The sequence below is a fragment of the Vibrio scophthalmi LMG 19158 genome (assembly GCF_000222585.1).
Classification (GTDB): domain Bacteria; phylum Pseudomonadota; class Gammaproteobacteria; order Enterobacterales; family Vibrionaceae; genus Vibrio; species Vibrio scophthalmi.
In genome coordinates this window covers 81,762-104,659 of record NZ_AFWE01000223.1, presented here as the reverse complement: position 1 = coordinate 104,659, position 22,898 = coordinate 81,762, and the positions used below count along the sequence as shown (strand labels likewise).

The window sequence follows — 22,898 nt, the reverse complement described above, 5'->3', positions numbered from 1 at the left end:
ATTAGGCTGTCGCGCTATATCTAGATACCGTGATTAAAACTGGTCTTCTGGATTAGTTAGTAATGACTCGCCACTATGATCAGTTGCACGACTATCTTCTGGATTACGTAGATTGCAGCTATCAAGGGATAAACAACCACAGCCAATACACCCATTAAGATCGCGTTGCAATGCTTGCAACTGCAAAATACGATGCTCAAGATCGGCATGCCATTGAGTAGCCATCGCTTCCCATTGTGCTTTAGTTGGCGCTTTGTGTTTAGGTAAAATCGCAAACGCTTGGCCGATTTCTTCCAAAGACATCCCCACTTGTTGCGCCGCTTTAATTACCGCGACACGACGAATCACGCTGCGCTCATAGCGGCGCTGATTACCCGAATTTCGCCAGCTGCTAATCAACCCTTTCTGCTCATAAAAATGCAACGCCGACACTGCAACTCCTGCCCGTTCTGCCACTTGCCCTACTGACATCGTCATACTTGCTACCACCAAATGTTTACTGTTTATCTCACTAAAGCTTAATTTAAGTTAACTTGAGGTTCGAGGACCAGCCTGCTGAGTGAGCGACGAGTTCGCAAAATCAGGATTCAAGCCCACAATTTTCGCCAAAATATCTTAACTTCCCTCGCAACCTCCGCGAATGTAAGAGTTCACTTACAAAAATAACTTCTTAAATAGCAATAAATTAACTCGCTTCAATTGAGATAATCACCTGTAATGGCATCATAGTGGCTCTATTCAAAGAGATGAGAAAGTGAATGAGCGGCAAACAAATCTTAGTCGTCGATGACAATCGTGATCTACGCGAAGCATTAAGCGATTACCTTGGGAAAGCCGGCTTTGATGTTATCGGTGCTGAAAATGGCCAAGCCATGTGGCGAGTGCTAGAAACGCATCAAACTGATCTCATCATTCTTGACATCATGATGCCCGGCGATGATGGTTTTTGCTTATGCCAACAACTTCGCCGAACCTCGAACATACCGATTATTATGCTCACCGCTGTAACTGAAGAAGCTGATCGCGTCGCTGGGCTTGAAATGGGCGCGGATGATTACATAACCAAATCCTTTAGCCCTCGTGAACTGCTAGCCCGGATCAAAACGATTCTCCGTCGCAGCATCACCAGCCAAAGCGCCAAGTTAGCACGCCGAGTACGTTTCGAAAATTGGTTACTCGATACGGTCACTCGCCAGTTGACTCACTTGCCAACACAAACCACCAAGCAACTTAGCGGCGCCGACCTTTCGTTACTCGGGTTGTTTATCTCCCATGCCGAATCGATTCTGTCACGCGATGACATTGCCCGTGAAATCTGGGGGCGAGACAGCGATCCATTTGAGCGGGGTATCGACGTGCAAATTAGCCGCCTACGTCATCACCTTGATGACAAAGATCGTTCACTGATTCTGACCGTACGTAACAAGGGTTACATGCTTACCGCTGGCGTACAGTATGAAAGTTAAAGCGTGGAGCAACTCCTTGGCAATGCGCACCAGCTTATTCTTGCTGTGCGTCATTATTTTAGCTCAGTTTTTAGCCGGATTAATTTGGTATCAACACAGCAGCGAAAAGGATCAGCAAGGCCTAACGACGACGGTCAACAGCTTAGCGCTCAGTGCTGCTTCAACCATCTCTTTTTTCCAAACATTGCCACCGGAATATCGCCATCTGGTCCTTAACCAATTGCGAAGCATGGGTGGTACACGCTTTTTTGTTTCACTCAACAACCACCAAATACCTGTCGCTCCCCTGCCTGATAGCAAACGCAAAACCATGGTGATCAACGAAGTGGAGTCGGTATTGCGCCAAGAACTGCACAATGCCCCGACAATTCAGGTCGAGTTTACTCGCCGCGACAAACTGAAAGTATTTAACAAAGAGCTGCCCATAGATGAGTTGCCCTTGCTATGGGGGCATTACTCACTCTCTTATGGCGATCTCAACCCACCGATTTTAGTGATTCAAGTCAAAGTCGATCAACACGCGTGGTTCTATTTAGCCGCGGTACTACCTGCGCCTTATATCAACTTAGAGACCAACTATTTCGAAATTCGTGAGTGGTTTACCCTGCTGCTTTCGGCGTTGGTGTTGCTGATCTGTACTTGGGTGGTCGTGCAGCGCGAAATCCGGCCCATCCGTCGTTTAGCCAAGGCCGCAACACTCATGTCAAGCCGCTTGAAAGTACCCGAATTAAAAGAGGAAGGCAGCGCAGAGCTCAAAGCGGCAGTGCATGCGTTTAATAAAATGAATCGTCGCATCGACAGCCATATGAAAGATCGTGAGATGTTGTTTGGCGCTATATCTCACGATTTAAAAACCCCCATTGCTTGTCTAAAACTTAGAGCCGAGATGCTTGATGATGAGATTGAACGGGAACGCTTTTCACGCATAGCCAACGATCTCGATTTGATGGTTAAAGGCGCATTGCAATGCATTAAAGAAACCGACATCCACGAGGATATTGAGCCGATCGATTTACGCCAATTAGTGATGCATATCGCGGCTATCATCGATCCCAATGGCGAACGAATTTTCATCCATGGCGGACCAGTGCAAGCTTATGCAGGCAAGCCTTTAGCAATTAAGCGCTGTATGCAAAACTTGATTGATAACGCCGTCAAATACGGTCATAAGGCGGAAATTACGCTTGCGGAAACGGCCGATGCCATCACCATAATGATCGAAGATCATGGCACCTCGTTAGACAGTCAATATCTCGAAGCCAATCAACTCGAGAAACTCTTCCAACCCTATTTTCGAGGTCACACCGAAAAAGAGGGTAATGGTCTTGGCCTCACTATTTCGCAAAGCATTGCCAAAGCGCATGGAGGTCATTTATCACTCAGTGTGACAGAACGTGGCGGCCTATGCGCGACGCTCGCATTTCCAAGAGATTAAGCATGAAGAAAACACTACTCACTATGATCATCACCAGCTTTTCCGCCAACAGTTTTGCTGAGGTCGAGTTTCTCCATTGGTGGACTTCAAAAGGCGAAATCAAAGCGTTAGAAGCTCTCGAAAATCAGTTACAACACCATGATATCCAATTGCGGCACTCAGCGATTCTGGGTGGCGGCGGCGACAGTGCTATGACGGTATTACAGGCTCGTGCATTGGCAGGTAACACACCCGATGTTGCACAGATCGAAGGACCAAGTATCAAAGCATGGGACGATGTGGGTATTGTGCATACCATCAACGAAACCGCGCTCAAGCATCAATGGGATAAAAACCTACATCCGCTGACCATCAGTATCAATAAATCGGCTAACGGTTATGTTGCGCTACCAATCACCCTACATCGACTAAATTGGATGTGGGTCAACCATCGCTTACTCGACCAACTTGAACTGCAAGTACCGACCACTTGGCCAGAAATGTTTCAGGCGATGGAAAAAGCCCAGCAAGCCAATTTACTCCCCTTAGCCGTTGGTGAACAAAGTTGGCAAATCGCGTCACTCTTTGAAAGCTTAGTGATCGCCTCTGGGGGAGTCGACTTTTACCATAAAGCGTTAGTCGAGCTTAAACGCGATCACATTGATAGTGAGCAAATGCGCTTAGCGCTACGCCAATTACGCAAAATTGCTAGCTTTGTTGAACCGCTACAGCCCAATCAAAACTGGGATACCGCAACACAATCCTTAATCGGCAATAAAGCGCTATTTCAATTGGGCGGCGACTGGATCTTAGGCGATCTGCTGGCTTCCGATGTTAAAGTTCCGCAGCAAATAGGTTGCTATCCAGCACCTCAATCACACGGTGCATTTTTGTATAACATGGACAGTTTTATCTTTATGGACGCTCCTGACTTTAGTCAACAACAAGCCGTTGAAGTGGCCAACGCGCTGGCAGACAAAACGTTTCAAGCGCGATTCAATCAAATTAAAGGCTCAGTTCCGGTGCGAACCGATATCGACCTTTCTGCTTTCAATCCCTGCCAGAGACAATCCGCCCAAGACTTTATCCAAGCCAGCCAGAACGGACTAGCGATACCTAGCATGAGTGACTCAATGGCGGTCAATCCCATTGCCCAACAAGCCATCAATTCAGAAATCTTCAACTACTATCGAAACCCGAATGTCACCGAAGAAGCCGTTTTGCGCCGTATTATCGCCATCGCACAAAGCACCTAGTACTTGGTCGCCGTCATCCGGCTAATGTTTACGTTATTCATACTCCGCAAAAAAGAACAGGCGACCCGTTACTGGTCGCCTGTTACCGATTCATTCGTCCGCTATCTAGCGATCCAAAGACATTCCCACATTGGCTAATTTCTGCTTAAACGATTCAACGCTCTCCGCCTGATAGGTCGGTGAACCATTGAAATAACGCGGTTTCTCTGGTGCTAGCGCATTTTTTACGGCTTTTTCCTGCTCAAGGTCATCATGGTAGATAGTGACACGATTAGGAATGTCCTGTTTGAATGTCGCCATTTCGCTCTCCTTTTCTTTGACGTTTTTATTAAGCGTAGAGAGTTGCGGCAAACTGTCAAAGTAAGGGGCGAAATTCATTCCTTCTCACCGTCAAAAAATAAGAATAAAAAAACTAAAATTCAATCACTTATGAAACCAATATCAATGTAAAATAAATGTTAGCATTTGTGAGTTCACAACATTTATGCCAGAAGTATGACTCAAGCGATAAGCACTAGTGGCCAAACGCAGGAAGAATAAACTCTTTCATGAGTCTTGTATGAGGTAACAGCAATTCAAAATTACTCGCTGTGCGCACAATCACCAAATTGAGATCATCAACAACCGCAATCATTTGCCCACCATAACCAAGCGCATAATTAACTTGATAGGTTTTACCACCACTAAAGATATGGTCAATCCACCAATAATAACCATAGCCAGAGCTATAGATTGGCGTCGCAAGATAAGGCGTAGTCATCTGGTTTATCCAACTCGGTGAGATAATCTTGTTACCTTGCCACTTTCCTTGATTATCGAGTAACAGCCCTAATTTGAGCATATCTCGCGAACGCAAAAATGCCCCACCAGCGGTATTAGAGTGGTTTCCCGCTTGCTTACTAATATAGGCATGTTCTAAACACAAACTTTGCAAAGGACTGCTCTTCATGAACTCCGCAAAATTGTCATGCTGGGTTTGCTCCGCCAAAAGTTGACCAACAATCGTCACCAAACCACCATTGTAGTTAAATCGTGCCCCTGGCTTATCGACCATTGAACGACTGAGTACAAAGCGAGCTGGGTCATTCTCAATCATTTCTTGATAACGAATATTGCCGGGTTCAGAATAAGGCGTACCCCATTCATCCCACTCAAGCCCAGCGCCCATTGAGAGAAAATCATGTAAGGTTAAACTGGCTTTTTCACCTTGCAGCAGCGATTCATATTGCGGCATCAGTTCGCTTAGTTTTTGTTGAGTATCACCCAATTTTCCTTGTTGCTGTGCGACGCCAACCATCATCGCCGTTAAGCTTTTGGTAATGGATTGAACACTATGCGGGTAAGCAGATTGCCAGCCATTCAGATACTTTTCATAGACAATCTCGCCATTTTTAGCGATCAAAAAGCTATTCGTTTTAGCAAAAGGGCCAGACTCCTTTTCGCCAAGTTGCGTTAGTTCATCAATCAAATCTCGATCAAACTTTGCGTCAGGATTTTCACTCCAGGACGAAAATTGACAGCTTTGATGCTGACCTACCGATGTAAACCACTCTGGTGAGTCATACAATTTGTCCAATAGTTGATATTGAGGCAAGGCGTGATGGCGTTTCGCTTGATAGCTTTGGCCATTTTCAGAAAATTGCGCTTGTTGATATTCTCCCTGCTGAGCATGGGTAAACTGCCCCGAGATTGAGACTCGACTGTCGTGGATTTTTATCGCTCCTTGAGTGCTTACATCAATAGCGAGGACACCCCAAGCTGAGCGCAGATAATCTTGCCCATTTTGGTGATAAATTTGTATCAGAGGTAAATTGGCTTGATCGGTTGTGTAGACCCCATGGTATTTAATTCCCTGCTCCTGCTGATCAAAGCAACCGCCAATTAAGCTCGTCACAATAACAACCAATACTGCGAAAAAAGTGCGAGACATCCTAGTCTTCCCGTTCACTGGATATTTGCTCCATTGTATTAAAAACATTACCTCGACGTAGATACCCCTAATCAATATGCGGTCAATACTGCAACTATCTTTCCTTCTATTTCGCAGCAAGAAAATAGTGAGTCTAATTTAGACAACCGCGAACAATAAACACACTATTTGTAGCCATTGTGGAGGCATATCTCCACAAACCACTTATTGTTTCTAGCAACCGATTGGGAAACAAGAGCGTTAATATTGGTTCTAAGAGCTTAGAGGCTGGAGATCGATCACATTTGACGATAAAAAACAGTCAAAGTTAGACAACATTCTGTAATACAAAATGCAATATAGTTCACTATTTAGAAAAAGAGATAACAGTATGCTAATTCAAGCGAGCATCTCTGCTCTAAAATTGGATGGTATTTTAAGTACTTAACCAAGTGATAAATCCACTTACAGAAGACACATAATAAAATCAATGACAGTGACTAATTCAAGCCCATATCCGCTCGGTGCCACTCTAACTCAACAAGGGTGTAACTTTGCGATTCATTCGCCGGACTGCCCTGACATTCAACTGGCGTTGTTTGACGATTCTGGCAGTTATACTACTCATCCATTAGAGCATGAATATGCGGGCGTGAAACACACTTACATTACCGATATTCAAGCAGGTCAAAAATACGGATACATCACAACAATCAACGGCCAATTACATTACCTCGCTGATCCCTATGCCAAAGCTCTAGAGCGTGAACTGAGTTACACCTTACCGTTTAACGCTGAAAAAAGTTTTAAGCTGGCTAAATGTGTCGTGACTAATGATAAATTTGACTGGCAAGACGTAATCAAACCCAACCGACCTCGCGATGAAATGGTGTTGTTTGAAACTCACGTAAAGGGCGTCACTAAGTGCAACCCTAACGTTTCAACTAGCCAGCAAGGTCGCTATCTTGGCTTGATCAGTGAAGCGATGTTGACCTTCTACCGTGAACAAAACATCAACACGATTCAACTAATGCCGATCACAGCCTGTATGCATGAACCTCACCTACTCTCAATGCGCAAGGTGAACTATTGGGGATACAATCCTTATCTCTTCATGGTTCCTGATCCACGTTACGCAGAATACGATGCGGTCTTTGAGCTCAAAACCACCATTCGAGAACTGCACCGTCATGGCATTGAAGTCATTCTAGATGTAGTCTACAACCACACAGCAGAAGGGGGCAGCGATGGACCAGCGTTTAACCTCAGAGCACTCGACAAGCATCACTACCTAACTCATGGCCACCATTTTGCCAACTACACTGGTTGTGGTAACACCGTCAACTTAGCGTATCAACCATCACTTAACTTAATTATGGATACCCTTCGTTACTGGGTTAACGAATTCCATATTGATGGTTTCCGTTTCGATCTCGCAGCCACTCTTGGTCGTGAAGGTGATCAATTCAATCCAAACAGTGGTTTTTTCAAAGCTGTTGCGCAAGATCCCGTCCTCAAGCAAACCAAACTCATTGCAGAGCCTTGGGATATCGGACCAAATGGTTATCAAGTCGGTAATTTCCCGCAAGGTTGGAATGAATGTAATGATCGCTTACGCGATATTAGCCGGAGCTTTTGGCGCGGTGACAATGGCTATCTAAAAGAGCTCGCGACACGCTTAATGGGATCACGAGATCTCTATAGCGCCGCCAACTGGCCTTATCGCCTCACGGTCAATTACATTACTTACCATGACGGCTTCTGCCTGCAAGATCTGGTCTCCTATAAGTCTAAACATAACGAAGCTAACGGAGAGCAAAACCGTGACGGACACGGTGACAACCGTTCGGCAAACTATGGCATTGAGGGGCCATCAGATCGTCAATCTGTGACCAGTCTGCGTGAAAAACAAAAACGCAATTTTATGGCCACACTGCTGTTCTCATTTGGTATTCCACACATTTTAACCGCTGATGTGTTGTCACATACACAAAAAGGCAATAACAACGCGTATTGCCAAGACAACGAAATCAGTTGGCTAAATTGGCAATTAGATCAGCATCAGCAGGACTTTAAACAATGGTTAGCAGAGATGGTTGCAGCACGACAATGCTACATGCTCCCCTTTATTCGCGCATTCAGTGGCGAGAGTCGTAATCACAATCGGATTTTTTGGCGCCGTCTCGATGGTAAAGATCTCTCCCATGATGATTGGAATCAGCTCACCGCGGTCGCCTTACACCTTGGAATCGACGAACATGGCGATGAACTATTTTATTGCATCAACCAAACCAACGCACCGGCGCGGTTCAGCTTGCCGAGTGAAGATCAGCAGCAGTGGAATATGATCTGTAATACTGGCGGGTTAGATTTGCATCAAACGATTGATGGTAAGCAAATCCTACTTGAACCGGTTTCAATCGCAATTTTTCATTTCTCACCTAGTTAGAATTCCGGAACCAATCAGAAAGTTCTGTACACACTGTTTATCTTCACATCAACAGGGGCGCAAAGTGACGCGCCCCCGAATTCTACTTAATAAAAGCGACGAGTTGTTGTCAAAAGTGCATTGATGTGCATACAAAATCCGTTTATTATACGACACAAATCACAATAATTTTAAACATGTTGGCAAAAATCAGTTATGGCTTTACCTAAGTTAGTTATCCACACGCTCAGGCCGTACGTTATACTATTATCACTCGGTATGATTTACTTGGCTTATCAGCAGTTCAAAACATCCGAACAAGATGCTGATATGCAGTCACTTGCTAACCTTAATACCGCCTCTAGCTTAGTTGCTACTCAAATCGAAGCCGCCTCCAGCAAGCTGTTCCTGTTAGATAACACGACATCTCTGACGCAATTCAACAACACGGCAAAACGCATTCTCAAGCACTCTCCTTTGTATGCCGATGTGATCCATGTAAACCAAGAAACTGGCCAATATCGTTCGGTGTCACTGCAATCGACCGATGCTGAGCGCAACGCAGACATTATTTGGACACCATTGGTCAAATTGTCCGCCAAATTAGCGGTTTCTTCTCTTTATGAGAAAAAGCCCGGCTATTGGGTATTTGCAGTTAAATACACTCCGGATAGTGACAATCAAATCTGGCTTGAGTTCGATCTTATGCATACTACTCAAAGTCTAAGAGGTTTACGAACGCTCAGCGATGGCTATGTGTTTGTGATTGATCGTCATACTGAACGCTTAATCTTTCATCCAGATCCAAGCCGTATTGGCTCCCCTTCTGTGAGCTATCATGGCGGCATTAGCGCCTTGATTGATTCCGGGCAACAATTTGGCCATTACGAATACTATTATCGTGACCAATTTAAAATCACCGTATTCGATACCGACAATGCCTTTAACTGGGTCTTCATCTCCGGAACAGATCGATCTGATATTCTTGCCTCTTCTTACCAGTTTGGTTTGACGGCCATCTTTATCGCTTCGTTACTGTTAATCTCAGGTTCGATTGCCTATTTGATTCGCCAGCTTAATCAGTCTTTGTCGACACTAAACCGCCAAACAGATTTAGCCCAATTCAAGCAGCAATTCCGCCATATTCTTGATCGTTTCGTCTCTCATCAAGGTGTGCAATTTTGTCTGTATGATCGCGATAACAACCAATTTAGTACTGTCGACTTTCACGGTAACAGCCGCGTGGTCATGTGTGACACCCCACTGGCACAACACTTTTCTCCGGGCGTCATCGACTACCAAAGCAAAGCGCATACTGATCCGTTGGCCAAAAAACTGATGATTCAAGCCCGTCACTACCGCTTACCTCTGTTTAGCAAAGATGAATTGATCGCGGTGGTATACATACAAGCAATGATGCCAACGTATCGCACTGTCGTACGTATGATCTGTGATTACTCAGAAGTGGCCTTAGCGAACTTATTACTACACAAGAAATTGCTTAGTAAAGATGTCATGACGCAGTTGGATAACAAGCACATCATGCGTGAAGCAATTGACCACAACATCGATAACCAGCACGTCTTTTTTGCTTTGATTGATATCGACCGCTTCAAGTTGATCAACGACAATCATGGGCACAAATGTGGCGACAAGATCATCCTCGCCACTGCAGAATTGATGCAAACCTGCTTTGCCAAGCCGAAAGCAATTAGTCATGCGCGTTATGGGGGGGATGAATTCTGCGTCTTGTTCCATGCCAATGATGAAAATGACGCCTATGACCAATGTGATTTATTTAGGCAGTTGATCGAAAAGCACGCCTATTGCTATAACGGTGAGAACATCCATTACACCATCAGTATGGGCGTCACTCGGGTACGTGACAGCCAACATATCACCGTCGGTAATGCCGACAAGGCGATTTCTCAAGCCAAAGGGCTTGGTCGAAATCAGGTGGTATTAAACACATTCTAGTGTGAATTGACTAAGGAGGCTTCGCCTCCTTTTTTATCGCGTGAGTTTGGCCTAAGAGTGCGATACAAACATAGATTATCACCGTTATTACTGCCAAAATAGACCTAACTCGTAGCGCAAAGGAGCCATGCGTGACCCAACCTAAAATATCCACTTCTCAGCTGGCCAAACAGCGCAGTATTGATGTTAAACAACTGTTCAATGACCTAAAACACGCCGGTTATATTAATCGCAGTGAAGAGAGTTGGGTGCTGACCGAACTGGGCCGTAGATTCGGCGGAGAATACCTCCAACATCCCAAGTTTGGTCAATACATTATTTGGCCCGAGAACCTGTTGATCGACGATGCACTGACGGATGGAAAACAGCTCACCGCAACGCAGATCGGTGAACGCTTTCAACTCAATGCTAAAAAAATTAATCAACTACTCAGTGAGCTGGGTTGGATCAACAAAACAGACAGTGGCTGGCATGTCACCGCATCCGGCTTAACGCACGGCGGTCAGCAACGTGTTGATAGCCAAAGCGAGCAACACTATGCCCTGTGGCACGATACCATCGTACACAATCAGCGCTTAAAACAGACGGTAATAGAATTTTTAGGCCAAGATGCGCAAGCCAATGCGACCGATAAGTCATTTTCTAATTTCCAGCAAAAATTTGCCGCCAAACATCGCACCTTAGATGGCCATTATGTTCGCTCTCGCGGTGAGTTAATCATTGATAACTGGCTCTATATGAATGGCATTGTTCACGCTTATGATCGCCCATTACCGATTGAACAAGAACAGTTGTGTGATTTTTATCTCCCGACAGGGAAGGTGTATCTGCAATATTGGGGCGATGATCAAGGGCCGACTGACGAGGTGAGTAAACAGGCAATCAAAACGCTCTACCAGCAGCACCAGTTCGCTTTAATTGAAGTTTGTGTCGATGAGATCGATAGACTCGATGAGGTGTTACCCAACCAGTTACGTGCGTTTGGTATTAGAGCTTACTAAGCAGACTTTTAGCTATAAAAACGTTTAGCAATAAAAACGCCGCTATTCAGCGGCGTTCTGTTTGTTACGGTTCTTGTCTATCAATAATGTCACAATAGACTCAGCGACGAATTGAGTAACGAGCTGCAGCCGCTTCTTCTTTCGATACCACTGTTTTACCAATCGGCGCGAGTGAAATCACCGCCAGTTTCAAATGCTGTAAAGCAAATGGAATACCGATAATGGTCACAAAACATGCGACGGCTGACAAAATATGACCAATCGCCAACCACACGCCAGCCAATAGGAACCAAATCACGTTACCGACAACACCCAACGGGCTGGTACCAATATCCATTTCATTGGTTAATTCATCACGAGAGATCGCCTCTTTACCAAATGGGAAAAACGAGAAATTCCCCATCACAAAGCAGGCTCTACCCCATGGAATACCGATAATACTGATGAATGCAAGCAGACCGAACATCCACCACATTAGCCCCATAAAGACACCACCGAATAAAAACCAAATGATGTTACCGAGTGTTCGCATATTTTTACCCTCTTTTAAAAAATGATAATAAAAAACATAGAGAGTGAACGGAATTCATCTAATGCCCAGAGCTTATGGTCTATCGCCCAGATGATCAACCAAACAGATACTACTAGTATTCATAAAATACATGAACCTAATATGAATTATAATGCCATTATCCCTTGCCACACCGCCGTTGCCCCACTAAGTGAACATAACACCAACGCGCCAATTCGAATTTTTCCTTCGGTAACGAGCCTGTTGTGGCTCGCGCTAAGCGATAGCCCAAATAAGCCGCTGGCAGCAATGGAATAGTGATCCAAAGATGATGCGTATTTAAAAAGCCAACCGGCATTTGCACACACAATGAAATAATCGAGCTGAAAACAAAGAACGCCGATAGATTGCCACGCAGCTGATTCGCTTCTTGATGTTGCAGCAACAGTGCCATTGGTGGACCGCCAATGGCGCTACTGGTACCAAAAAAGCCTGAAAAAAATCCGGCAATACCCATACGCATTGGGGTCGGTTCAATTCGCACGGGCAATAGGCTGACTAATACAGCGAACAGCACCAAGATACCCAACCATAAGGCCAGCGCATTACCAGACACCATCACAAGTAAAGCCCCACCAGCAATAGAACCAGGAACGCGACCAATCAGCGCCATTTTTAGGCCACCAATTTCAATACTTGAGCGGTATTTCAAGGCATTTAACAATGAGATGAACAATGCCACCAAGCAGATCGGCGCTGGCACATAGTCAGGAGAAACCAAAAATAACAGCGGTGATGCGACGATAGCCAAACCAAAGCCAATCGAGGTTTGCACAAATGAGCCAACAAAGATCAAAAATGCCGCAATCAGAGCCTCAGAGGTAAGCCATTCTGAGAACATGGGTAACCACAAACGATAGATAGAAAGAGAGCTGAGTATAACCCAGCTCTCTAAAATATCGGTAATATTACGCTTAATGATTATGCCGTTGCTAATCGCGTGACTGGCTTGTCATTAATGGGAATATGAAGTAGTGCCGCGATAAAGGCTAATACGACTGTCGACCACCAAATTGGCTCATAGCTACCATAGTAATCATAAATACGGCCACCCGCCCATGCACCAAGGAAGCTACCGACTTGGTGAGTAAAGAACACCAAACCGTACAGGGTTGATAGATAACGAGCACCGAAGATCTGACGCACTAGACCTGAGGTCAGCGGCACTGTGCCCAACCAACAAAAACCAATCGCGGCACCAAAAATAGCCGCCGTGTTTTCTGTGATCGGCAAAGTAACAAAACCCGCGATCACCACAGTTCGCATCAAATACAGCGCAGACATCACATAGCGCTTATTAAAGCGATCACCCATCACACCCCAGAAGTACGAACCAAAGATATTGAAAATACCGACGTATGCCAAAGCCATTGCCGCACTTGATGCTGGCAAGTGTTTATCGGCTAAGTAACTTGGTAAATGAGTGGCGATAAACATAACGTGAAAACCACACACAAAGAAACCCGCATGAATCAACCAGTAACCACGGTGATGAAATGCTTCTTTGATTGCCTGACTCAGCGTAAGATCATCCTGGCCATTTTGATTGTTCGCCACATTATTACTTTGTGCTGTTTTCATAAATAAGCTCAACGCCATGATCACAGTACATAGCACCGCGAACACCTGCATCGCTTGCTGCCAGCCAAAATCCATCAGTAACCATTGGGCACCAGGTATGACCGCAAACATACCAAATGAACCCGCCGCAGTGGTTAAACCAAACGCTTTTGCCGCATGTTCAGCGGGTACCACTTTAGCCACCGCCCCCAAAACAATCACATAGCTGGTGCAGCTTAGACCAAGGCCAACTAACGCTCCCAAAGAAACATATAACATGCTCGCTTCAGAGGTAATTGAAGTTAAATAAAGACCCAACGCATAAGAAAGTGCACCTAAAAAGATAATGCGTTTTGAACCAAATTTGTCTGCTGCCATACCAATAAATGGCTGAAAAGCACCAAACAGTAAGTTTTGCAAAGCGATAGCAAAACTAAAAAACTCTCGCCCCGTTTGAAAGTGTTCAGAAATGGGCATCATAAAAATGCCAAATGACTGACGAATACCAAGGCTAGTGATCAAAATGCCGATCCCTAGCCAAACCAATAATGGAAAGCGGAAAATACTCATAATATGTCTTAATAACTTATCGAAATGATCTGGCCATCAGTACGCGAATTGGCCAGTAAATTAATGGTGATGCGAATGGGCATCTGACTCAGGAGTGCCACTTTGTTGATGGCATCCCATGTCTACGGCTTGCTGAGCAAGCAACTCAAGTAACGGCTCGCTATGATGAACTGCAACGAGCGTCAAACCCAGCAACAGCACCATTCTGGTTAACTGAGCTTTCAGCGATTGTGAGAACATACAAAGTCCATGAGGTAAAAAATGAGCGCGGAGTTTAGTGGCCAAGGCACTAAGTTACTAATGATATTTCGTCAGCTAGTCTATGCATAATTTGCATAGACTATTGAAAATTAAAACATAGAGCGCATATAAAACCACCAACCAATGCAAGTTATCAGCAGAATGACTTTATTATGAGCCTATTAGGTCGAACCCTTCATCGAGCCATCCCGTCACACCACCAATCATTTTCTTCACCGGACGCCCAAGCTTAGCTAAGCGAATCGCGGCTTTCTCCGTACCGTTGCAGTGCGGCCCAGCACAATAGACAACGAACAGGCAATCTAGAGGGTAATCAACAAGTGCTTTCTCATTTAAACGGCTATGAGGAATATTCACCGCGCCAGCAATATGCCCTTGAGCGAATAATTCATTGCCCCGCACATCGACCAAAATAAAGTCTTGTCTTTGATTGGTAAGCGCATGATGCACATCCCAACAATCGGTTTCGAACTCTAATTGAGCACTAAAATGACGCAATGCTCTCTCGCTCTGTGCGGCAGGAACCCTTGATACGGCACTCGACATAACTTCTCCTTGTGTCTCGTCTATCGATTATCGTTTAGCTTAATTACCTGCCACCATTATTCATCTTTGAACACATCATCACCATTGGCTTTCAAGTCAAGGTTCGTTAATATCAAGCCAAGTTAATGACATGTTAAGGATGACAATCATGCGCGTGGCGATACTTTCACACCCCGACATCTCCTTCTTCGAACTGGGTTGCGCGGTTGAGATGTTTGCGCTATCTCGACCTGAATTTGAACATTGGTATGAGGCAGAGGTCATCAATCTCGTTGACCAAGCCATCACGACGACAGGTGATATCGTGATGAAAACCAAGCATGTGACTGATCTTACTGATTACGATATGTTAGTGATTCCCAGTTGGCCAACCCACACCGCTGACATTGATCCAAAAACAAAAACCGAAGTACTGCGGTTTGCGCAGCAAAATAAACGCATCATTTCATTTTGTTCTGGGGCATTTTTACTCGGTGAACTGGGTCTTCTTGATGGTAAACAAGCGACCACGCACTGGGCGTTTGAAGCGCGATTTCGTGAACGATTTCCAGAAGTTAACTACGCCAGTAATGTACTGTATGTGTTTGATGGTCAATATGGCTGCTCAGCGGGCAGCGCGGCAGGGTTAGATCTCGGTCTTGCTGTGGTAAGACAAGACTTTGGCTATACCATTGCCAACCAAGTAGCAAAACGTTTAGTGGTCTCAGCTCATCGAAATGGTGGCCAAGCGCAATTTGTCGATACGCCAATGCTACAAGTGCCCAACCAGTTTTCAGAGTCACTACAGTGGGCGAGAACCAATCTGGACCAGTTCATCAGCATTGATTTGATGGCAGAAAAAGCCAATATGTCACGCAGGACCTTTGATCGAAAATTTCGCGCCAGTATGGATTTGACGCCGCAAGAGTGGCTAATCATACAGCGCACTGAGTTAGCCAAAGGGCTACTGGAGAGTGATAACGGCAGTATTGAACAACTTGCCGTGCAATCGGGCTTCAATAATGCCGAGAGCATGCGCCATCATTTTCGCCGCGTGGTGGGCATCTCTCCCAAGCAATATCGCGCCCAGTTCAATCGCTCAGCATAAACGATCACCGACACTCAGGCCCAAGGAGAACCATCAAGTGGAACACCGGCTGATTATCAAATTTTATTTGAAACTGGTTTAAGCGAAGGCACGTTTTCTATTGGCCCATCAAAGATTATGCTTAGTACCGAAAACAGAGCGTCGGCCAGCCGTTATCGCTTTGACAGTTTGAGCAGAAAGATAAATTGAGGAGTAGTCGATGACCAAATTAACCATCGTGGCCAATATCGTCGCACATGCAGATAAAATTGAATTAGTAAAAAATGAATTACTGAAATTGATTGAGCCGACACGCAAAGAAGCAGGTTGCATCAATTACGATTTACATCAGGACAATCAAAACCCTGCGCATTTTGTCTTTTACGAAAACTGGACGTCAGAAGCACATTTACAAACGCACCTAGCCACAGAACATATCGCTCAATACGTCCAAGCGACGCAAGATGCGATTGTTAGCTTTACGCTAAACAAGATGACCCACATCGGTTAGATTATTGCGAATACAACAATCCCTGCCAATAAGCAGGGATTGATTTCAACATCAAAAAGCGTGGCTACGCCTGATTCAGCACCGTGTTTTTGAGCACTTGCATCACACCCGCTTCAATGTTGCTCGGCGCTCGGAAACGAGCTAGTTTTTTCACTTCTGGATGGGCATTTTCGACGGCATAAGAGTGGTAACTCGCCTTCAACATCTCTACATCGTTAAAGTAGTCGCCAAAGCTCATGGTTTGTTCATGAGTAAAACCAAGCGTCTTTTGCAGATGTTCTATTGCCGCGCCTTTCGAAGCCTCAGCATGCATAATATCAAGCCAAATTCGGCCACTGACTACCACTTGGTTGGTTGCGCCAAATTTTGCATTCATCGCTGGGAAGACAAATTGTTCAGTACTATCAAAATGACAAATCGCGACTTTAATAAACTCATCGTCAACGTCCAACAAGTCTTCCACATACTGACAAGCATGGTAGTACTTACTCAACTCTGCTAACGCAATCGGATCTTGGGTTTCAATATAGGCAGAATTTTTTCCACACAACACCGTATAAGCGCCTTTTATCTCACGCGCCGCGATCACGACTTCACGCGCAGTACGGGTATCTAATGGGCAACTATACAGCTCTACCCCATTATGCATTACAAAAGTGCCATTTTCCGCGATGAACATCATCTCATCTTGAATGGGTAAAAATGTTTGTTTCAAACTCGCGTATTGGCGACCGGACGCGGCGGCAAAGATGATACCTTGCTCGGTGAGTTGGCGATAAAGATCAAAAAACTGAGGATCGAGCTGAGACGATTCATCAAGCAGTGTGCCATCCATATCAGAGGCAATAAATTTGATGTTATGTGAAGACAATTCTGGAGACATTGATGCAAACTCTTGTAAAAGCGAAGCATTGAGATTGCGATATCTACCTAGAATTGTAAACCCCTAAACACGGCAAAGTTCCCCTCCGAATTTATCCGCTTTTAGCTAGTGCCCATTGCACAATCGGTTTGTGACAACAAATGGTAATCGTTCAATGACTCGACTGAAAATTGAAAGCGGATCTGCTTACACACTGTCTTCTGATCATCAACATATTCGATTCTCGCATCTGCATACGCTACACCATCAAATGCGCTGTTGATGGTTAATGTCGTGTGATAAACCGGATTATCTTCACTATGACTAAGTGGATTGAACCAATTCTCACCATACGCAATCTGCAACACCATTCCTTTGGCGCGCTGCTCGATATACTGTGGTTTAACCACCCAATGCTGATAACTAAAATAACCGATAATCAACAGTAGCAGCGTTACTACAGGCACACTTTTACTCATCGCTCCCTCTCCTTCAATCCATACGATAAACAAAACGTCGTAATGTTAAGTAAATTATTGATACAACTCTAACTTGTCGGTTGTTTCTGCGAAATAGCCCGGGTTAATCAACATAATTACGCTTAACGTGAACATCAAAAGAGAGCTGACGGGGGAGAAATTAGACCATGGTCAGCAAGGGGCTCTGACTGAATCGGCGAGCCGTCAGAAAACTCGGCACACAAACACCTGATAAAAAAATAAGGCTAGGAACAAAACCTAGCCTTATAGATCAAACGTTGAGTACATAATTGAAGCCTGACGACAATCGCAAAGCCATCAATTCATGTTTAAATCACTAGCAACTTAACGTTTCACGCATCTGCATGTGCTCTGTTTCAGACAAGTTATAGAATTTTAAAATTAGGCCTGCAGCAATACAGAATGCCAGTGGAATGTAGCCAAAAAGCACCACAACGCCAGTCACGGCCTCTTGAGTGATCCCTACTTCTGGCGCATAACCAAACCAGCCCAACACTAAACCAGTGACAATGCCTGACAATGCCATACCCAATTTTTGACAGAAGCTAAAACTTGAGTAAACCAAACCCTCGGCACGAATACCGGTTTTGTATTCGCCGTATTCAATTGTGTCTGGCAGCATTGCCCAACCCATCGCCCAAGTGTAAGCGTTGACAATACCTTTGATCGCGATGATCACGAAGTAGACTTCCACCGAGTTAATGGTGTAAAAGTTAGCCACAAACAACAGGTGAATGAATCCATACACCATGATAGCGGCCATTGCGGTCGGCTTTTTGCCAAAGCGTTTTGTCGTATGAGGAACAATAAACGTCCCCAAGAAGGTCGTTACGGTACCGACCATAATCGACGCACCAATCAAATCAGGGCGCTGCATCGCATGTTCTAAGAAATAGATATTGACTGAGAAAGAGATAAAGCCCGCGGTCAAAATCAACAAGAACACGATAGAAAGCACAATTAAAGGTCTATTCTGAGCAATAGCCGCCAATCCTTCTTTCACTGTATGGTTCGCTTTCTCACTGACCACGACATGACGCTCTTTGGTTGTCGCAAATGTAACCCAAAGCAGTACCGTAGAAAGTAGGGCTGCGAAGCCGATTGCATAGCGGTAGCCCAACAACTTGTCACCTTCACCGAAGAACTCAACCAATCCGCCAATTTGAGCAACAACAAGCCCAGAAATCACGGCGAACATGACGCGAACTGCAGTGATCTTAGTTCTTTCTTCGGGATCATTCGACATTGCAGAGGTCAGTGCTGAATACGGTATATTCACCAACGTATACGCCAAGCTAAGCATGATATAGGTAACCGCTGCATAAGCGATTTTACCATTCATGGTCATGTCGGCAGGAATCGTAAAACAAGCAAAAGCCGAGATACCTAAGACAACAGAACCAAATAGTAAGTAAGGCTTGAAACGACCATATTTAGTATTCGTTCTATCGACGATCATACCCATAACAGGATCTGATACGGCATCGATAATACGAGCAACTAAAAATATCACACCGACTGTCGCAGCATCGATAAATACGATATCGGTATAGTAGAACATCAAATAGGCCATGACGGTTTGAAATATAATATTACACGCTAAATCACCAACCCCATAACCCACTTTTTCTTTAAGTGAAACTGCCATTACACACCTCGATAAATTGAATAACCAAATGGTTCAATTGAATCTGTAATATCTTGACCTAATATATTTTCGAAAAGACTAAAGTCATAATTCACTGCGTGAGATTCATTACTCAAATTTATTACCACAATGAATTTTTCGCTTTCATTACTTCGCTCAAACATAATCACCTTGTCATGAGAAGGTAATAACGTTGTTTGACCAAACTTCAAACAGCTTGACTCTTTTCTTAATGCCAATAGGTTGCGATAGAAATTCAATATTGAGGATGAATTGCCTTGTTGTTCTGCTACGTTTATTTCACCTTTATTATTATTTACATCTAACCATGGTTGAACATGACTAAAACCAGCATATTGTTCATTAGTCCATTGCATTGGTGTTCGAGCATTATCTCGACTGGCTAACTTAACTGTTGCTAGCGCTTCGCAGTTAGTATGTCCTTTCGCGATAAGTTCGTTATATTTGTTAACCGTGTCAATATCATTGTATTTTTCGATAGTGTCGAAATAGCAATTGGTCATGCCAATTTCTTCACCTTGATATAAAAATGGCGTGCCATATTGCGTTAGGTTTAATACGGCAAGGGCTTTCGCTGATTGCTGCCAATACTCACCATCATCACCAAAAAGGGAAACTTGGCGTGGCTTATCGTGATTTGAAAGGAATACCGCGTCCCAAACACCCTGTTCTTGTAGTTGAATTCGTCTTTCGATTTGCTGCTTGTAGTAGCCAATCAAATCGCTGTGAAACACCTCAACTTCCGGTGGCACAAAGACGATACTCATTTGAAACTCACCCCTTTCAGGTAAGGTATAGCGAAGCACTTCTGCGGTATCGACTGCGTTGATCTCTCCTACAGAGAATGCCCCCCTTTGATGGATTTGCTCCATAAATGAACGGATGTATTCATGGCCAATCTTCTCGTTATTACACGGCAACGTGGCAAACACATCTTGATCAGGGAGAGCAGCGAAATCCTGTGGTTTTTCTAAGAAGGAAATAGCATCAACTCTGAAACCATCAACACCCTTATCCAACCACCACTTGATCATGGCATTAATATCATCACGCAATGCCTTATTCGACCAATTAAGATCCGGCTGTTTTTTGCTAAAAATATGCAAATAGTATTGTTTGCGCTCTTCGCTCCATTCCCATGCTGAACCACCAAAGACTGACTTCCAATTATTAGGTTCATCAACCCAATGAAAATAATCTGAATATGGGTTATCACGGGACTTCTTAGATTCAATAAACCAATTATGCTCATCAGAGCAATGATTTATAACTAAATCCATAACCAATTTAATATCACGACGATGACATTCTGCAAGGAGTTGGTCAAAATCCTCCATGGTGCCAAAGTCTTTCAATATGCTTTGATAGTTACTAATATCGTAACCATTATCATCGCAAGGTGATTCATAAATAGGACTTAACCAGATGGTATTGATGCCAAGTTCTAATAAATAGTCTAACTTACAAATAATTCCTTGTAAGTCACCTATTCCATCAGAATTAGAATCATTAAAACTACGAGGGTAGATTTGATAAACAACAGATTGTTTAACCCACGGATGCATACACGAACTCCAAATAAATATTTAAAGAACGAGCGATAATCTTAGATTTGCCTCAAGGATGAGTGATAATCGAATGACTTGTCTCGATTTAGACGTATAGGATTAGCGATTTTTCCATTTTTGAATGTTAACTAAATCACACCAATGTTACTGAGTAAATAATTAGTAAGGAACTTGATCTTACATCACAAATATTGCGCATAAGATTAACCAACGACATGATCACGCTTATTAAACCTGAACCTTGACTATTTCCTATGCAGTAAAAATAGAAAGATCGACAGTAAGTAATAAGTTGATATCTATTTTCTCCCCGCATGACAAAATCGCATCTGTATTGATGTTAGCCATAGGGTTACAAACATTCGCTCTGAGCACCCTGAATGCAGAACCATCGTCGCTAAGGCTCATTCTTCAACTTCTCTGCATTTATCAACGATTACGCTAACTTTCACTGCATGTTTTTACTTGATTGTGCAATTCAAAGTGATCCTTTGTGAATTTTGGTGACACTTCAGATGTCGTTTTGAACAAAATTTGCTAGATATTTCATCCATTCATCAGCTTTGTATTACATCCATGAGCGAACTAGGGTATAACGACGCCATGAAAATACCGAAACGAATACAGCCCCTAGTTGACGATGGTTTGGTCGATGAAGTGACCAGCCAGTTAATGAGCGGCAAAGAAGCCTCAGTGTACATAGTACGCTGCGGTGAGACGATCCGCTGTGCCAAGGTTTATAAGGAAGCAACTCAGCGCAGCTTTAAAAAAGCCGTGGCCTACCGAGAAGGCCGCAAAGTCCGTAATAGCCGTCGCGCTCGTGCGATGGAAAAAGGATCTGGCTTTGGTCGCGAACAGCAAGAGAAGATGTGGCAAAGTGCGGAAGTGGATGCTTTATACAAGCTGGCCGCTGCCGGTGTACGTGTCCCTGTGCCTTATGGCTGTTTTGATGGCGTCTTACTGATGGAGCTAGTCACCGATGAGGAAGGCTATGTTGCCCCACGTCTGAACGATGTCGAGCTATCCGCCGAGCAAGCACTCCGCGACCATAAAACCATGATGGGCTATGTGGTCAAAATGCTGTGTGCGGGTTTGATCCACGGTGACTTATCTGAATTTAACGTGCTGGTTGATGAACAAGGTCCGGTGATTATCGACCTACCACAAGCGGTCGATGCGGCAGCGAATAATAATGCAGAGTGGATGTTAACCCGTGATATCAACAATATTCGCGACTATTACAGCCAGTTTGCGCCAGAACTAAAAACCACCGAATATGCCAAAGAAATGTGGGCTATATTCGAGAAAGGTGATTTAACACCTGAAACTGAATTAACCGGTCAATTTACCGAAGTTGATACCGTGGCCGATCTCGCCACCATCATGCAAGAAATTGATGCCGCGCGTGATGAAGAGCGCTACCGACGCGAACGCATCAAAGAAGCCAAAGATGGCATTGATGAAAGCAAATTTAACTGGGCAGAAGACTAAATGACATTGTCGCTAGAGTAGATTTAGCGACAATTTCTCCTCACAATACGCACCTCATCACTGCAAGCACAAAAAATCGCACACTGACTAAAGTACACCGTAAACACACGTTATTTTCCTTCTTTGAACCTTCCGTTTTCATCCTACACTGCTAAGACAATATTTGCTCATTAGCCCCTCAGCATGTTATCAAATAACTCGGCGTTACCTACATCACGGCTCTGGGATCTCCCTATTTCATCTTGCTTCACGGTTTTCAGGGCGACAACAAC

At 44.2% G+C, this 22,898-nt stretch carries 20 protein-coding genes and 1 pseudogene; 9 read left to right on the top strand and 12 right to left on the bottom strand.

Annotation, left to right across the window (positions count from 1 at the left end):
* Window positions 1–33: 33 nt before the first annotated feature.
* Entirely contained in the window at window positions 34–477 is a 444-nt protein-coding gene (gene soxR, locus RH88_RS21225; RefSeq protein WP_005599922.1) for a redox-sensitive transcriptional activator SoxR, read from the bottom strand.
* A 281-nt stretch (window positions 478–758) separates the two neighbouring features.
* On the opposite strand from soxR, the gene RH88_RS21220 reads away from it, so the two are divergent.
* Genes RH88_RS21220 through RH88_RS21210 form a run of 3 tightly spaced genes read left to right on the top strand, consistent with a single transcriptional unit; the run spans window position 759 to window position 4,136 of the window.
* Window positions 759–1,466 carry a response regulator transcription factor gene (locus RH88_RS21220; RefSeq protein ID WP_005599921.1) on the top strand — a complete coding sequence of 236 codons (708 nt, stop codon included), beginning with the start codon at window positions 759–761 and terminating at the stop codon, window positions 1,464–1,466.
* Window positions 1,456–2,901 (top strand): ATP-binding protein, encoded by a 1,446-nt coding sequence (locus RH88_RS21215; protein WP_005599920.1) that lies wholly within the window; start codon window positions 1,456–1,458, stop codon window positions 2,899–2,901. The genes RH88_RS21220 and RH88_RS21215 overlap by 11 nt, the downstream gene beginning before the upstream one ends.
* 2 nt (window positions 2,902–2,903) lie before the next feature.
* Window positions 2,904–4,136 carry an ABC transporter substrate-binding protein gene (locus tag RH88_RS21210; RefSeq protein WP_005599919.1) on the top strand — a complete coding sequence of 411 codons (1,233 nt, stop codon included), beginning with the start codon at window positions 2,904–2,906 and terminating at the stop codon, window positions 4,134–4,136.
* A gap of 105 nt (window positions 4,137–4,241) precedes the next feature.
* Here RH88_RS21210 and RH88_RS21205 read toward each other — a convergent pair whose 3' ends face one another.
* Window positions 4,242–4,436, bottom strand: coding sequence for a hypothetical protein (locus tag RH88_RS21205; protein WP_040758058.1), 195 nt, complete (start codon window positions 4,434–4,436; stop codon window positions 4,242–4,244).
* Window positions 4,437–4,650: 214 nt separating this feature from the next.
* Window positions 4,651–6,066 (bottom strand): serine hydrolase domain-containing protein, encoded by a 1,416-nt coding sequence (locus tag RH88_RS21200; protein WP_005599915.1) that lies wholly within the window; start codon window positions 6,064–6,066, stop codon window positions 4,651–4,653.
* Window positions 6,067–6,535: 469 nt separating this feature from the next.
* Between RH88_RS21200 and glgX the strand changes: the two genes are divergently transcribed.
* From glgX to RH88_RS21185, 3 genes are all read left to right on the top strand, one after another.
* A complete protein-coding gene (gene glgX / locus RH88_RS21195; RefSeq protein WP_005599913.1) occupies window positions 6,536–8,494 on the top strand; it encodes a glycogen debranching protein GlgX in 1,959 nt (652 codons plus the stop codon).
* Between the two features lie 258 nt (window positions 8,495–8,752).
* Entirely contained in the window at window positions 8,753–10,450 is a 1,698-nt protein-coding gene (locus RH88_RS21190; protein ID WP_005599911.1) for a sensor domain-containing diguanylate cyclase, read from the top strand.
* A gap of 131 nt (window positions 10,451–10,581) precedes the next feature.
* On the top strand, window positions 10,582–11,451 hold the full coding sequence (locus RH88_RS21185) for a hypothetical protein (protein ID WP_005599909.1): 870 nt from the start codon (window positions 10,582–10,584) through the stop codon (window positions 11,449–11,451).
* A gap of 100 nt (window positions 11,452–11,551) precedes the next feature.
* Here RH88_RS21185 and RH88_RS21180 read toward each other — a convergent pair whose 3' ends face one another.
* The 5 genes and pseudogenes from RH88_RS21180 to RH88_RS21160 form a co-directional block, all read right to left on the bottom strand.
* On the bottom strand, window positions 11,552–11,983 hold the full coding sequence (locus tag RH88_RS21180) for a YccF domain-containing protein (protein WP_005599907.1): 432 nt from the start codon (window positions 11,981–11,983) through the stop codon (window positions 11,552–11,554).
* A 146-nt stretch (window positions 11,984–12,129) separates the two neighbouring features.
* Window positions 12,130–12,863, bottom strand: a pseudogene (locus RH88_RS21175) (sulfite exporter TauE/SafE family protein).
* Between the two features lie 80 nt (window positions 12,864–12,943).
* On the bottom strand, window positions 12,944–14,152 hold the full coding sequence (locus tag RH88_RS21170) for an MFS transporter (protein WP_005599903.1): 1,209 nt from the start codon (window positions 14,150–14,152) through the stop codon (window positions 12,944–12,946).
* 60 nt (window positions 14,153–14,212) lie between these two features.
* Complete coding sequence (locus tag RH88_RS21165) at window positions 14,213–14,392, bottom strand: hypothetical protein (protein WP_005599902.1); 180 nt, start codon at window positions 14,390–14,392, stop codon at window positions 14,213–14,215.
* A 171-nt stretch (window positions 14,393–14,563) separates the two neighbouring features.
* Window positions 14,564–14,959 carry a rhodanese-like domain-containing protein gene (locus RH88_RS21160; protein ID WP_005599899.1) on the bottom strand — a complete coding sequence of 132 codons (396 nt, stop codon included), beginning with the start codon at window positions 14,957–14,959 and terminating at the stop codon, window positions 14,564–14,566.
* 148 nt (window positions 14,960–15,107) lie between these two features.
* Between RH88_RS21160 and RH88_RS21155 the strand changes: the two genes are divergently transcribed.
* Window positions 15,108–16,046: a helix-turn-helix domain-containing protein gene (locus RH88_RS21155; RefSeq protein WP_005599898.1), complete on the top strand. Its 939-nt coding sequence runs from the start codon at window positions 15,108–15,110 to the stop codon at window positions 16,044–16,046.
* A 199-nt stretch (window positions 16,047–16,245) separates the two neighbouring features.
* Window positions 16,246–16,536 (top strand): putative quinol monooxygenase, encoded by a 291-nt coding sequence (locus RH88_RS21150; RefSeq protein WP_005599896.1) that lies wholly within the window; start codon window positions 16,246–16,248, stop codon window positions 16,534–16,536.
* 64 nt (window positions 16,537–16,600) lie between these two features.
* On the opposite strand, the gene RH88_RS21145 is transcribed toward RH88_RS21150, so the two are convergent.
* The 4 genes from RH88_RS21145 to RH88_RS21130 form a co-directional block, all read right to left on the bottom strand.
* Window positions 16,601–17,407 carry a Cof-type HAD-IIB family hydrolase gene (locus RH88_RS21145; protein WP_005599894.1) on the bottom strand — a complete coding sequence of 269 codons (807 nt, stop codon included), beginning with the start codon at window positions 17,405–17,407 and terminating at the stop codon, window positions 16,601–16,603.
* Between the two features lie 113 nt (window positions 17,408–17,520).
* Entirely contained in the window at window positions 17,521–17,877 is a 357-nt protein-coding gene (locus RH88_RS21140) for a hypothetical protein (RefSeq protein WP_005599892.1), read from the bottom strand.
* 337 nt (window positions 17,878–18,214) lie between these two features.
* Window positions 18,215–19,546: an MFS transporter gene (locus RH88_RS21135; RefSeq protein ID WP_005599891.1), complete on the bottom strand. Its 1,332-nt coding sequence runs from the start codon at window positions 19,544–19,546 to the stop codon at window positions 18,215–18,217.
* Window positions 19,546–21,132 (bottom strand): glycoside hydrolase family 13 protein, encoded by a 1,587-nt coding sequence (locus RH88_RS21130; RefSeq protein WP_005599890.1) that lies wholly within the window; start codon window positions 21,130–21,132, stop codon window positions 19,546–19,548. Before RH88_RS21130 ends, RH88_RS21135 begins: the two co-directional genes overlap by 1 nt.
* Window positions 21,133–21,738: 606 nt before the next feature.
* On the opposite strand from RH88_RS21130, the gene RH88_RS21125 reads away from it, so the two are divergent.
* Window positions 21,739–22,626 (top strand): PA4780 family RIO1-like protein kinase, encoded by an 888-nt coding sequence (locus RH88_RS21125; protein WP_005599889.1) that lies wholly within the window; start codon window positions 21,739–21,741, stop codon window positions 22,624–22,626.
* Window positions 22,627–22,898: the final 272 nt, after the last annotated feature.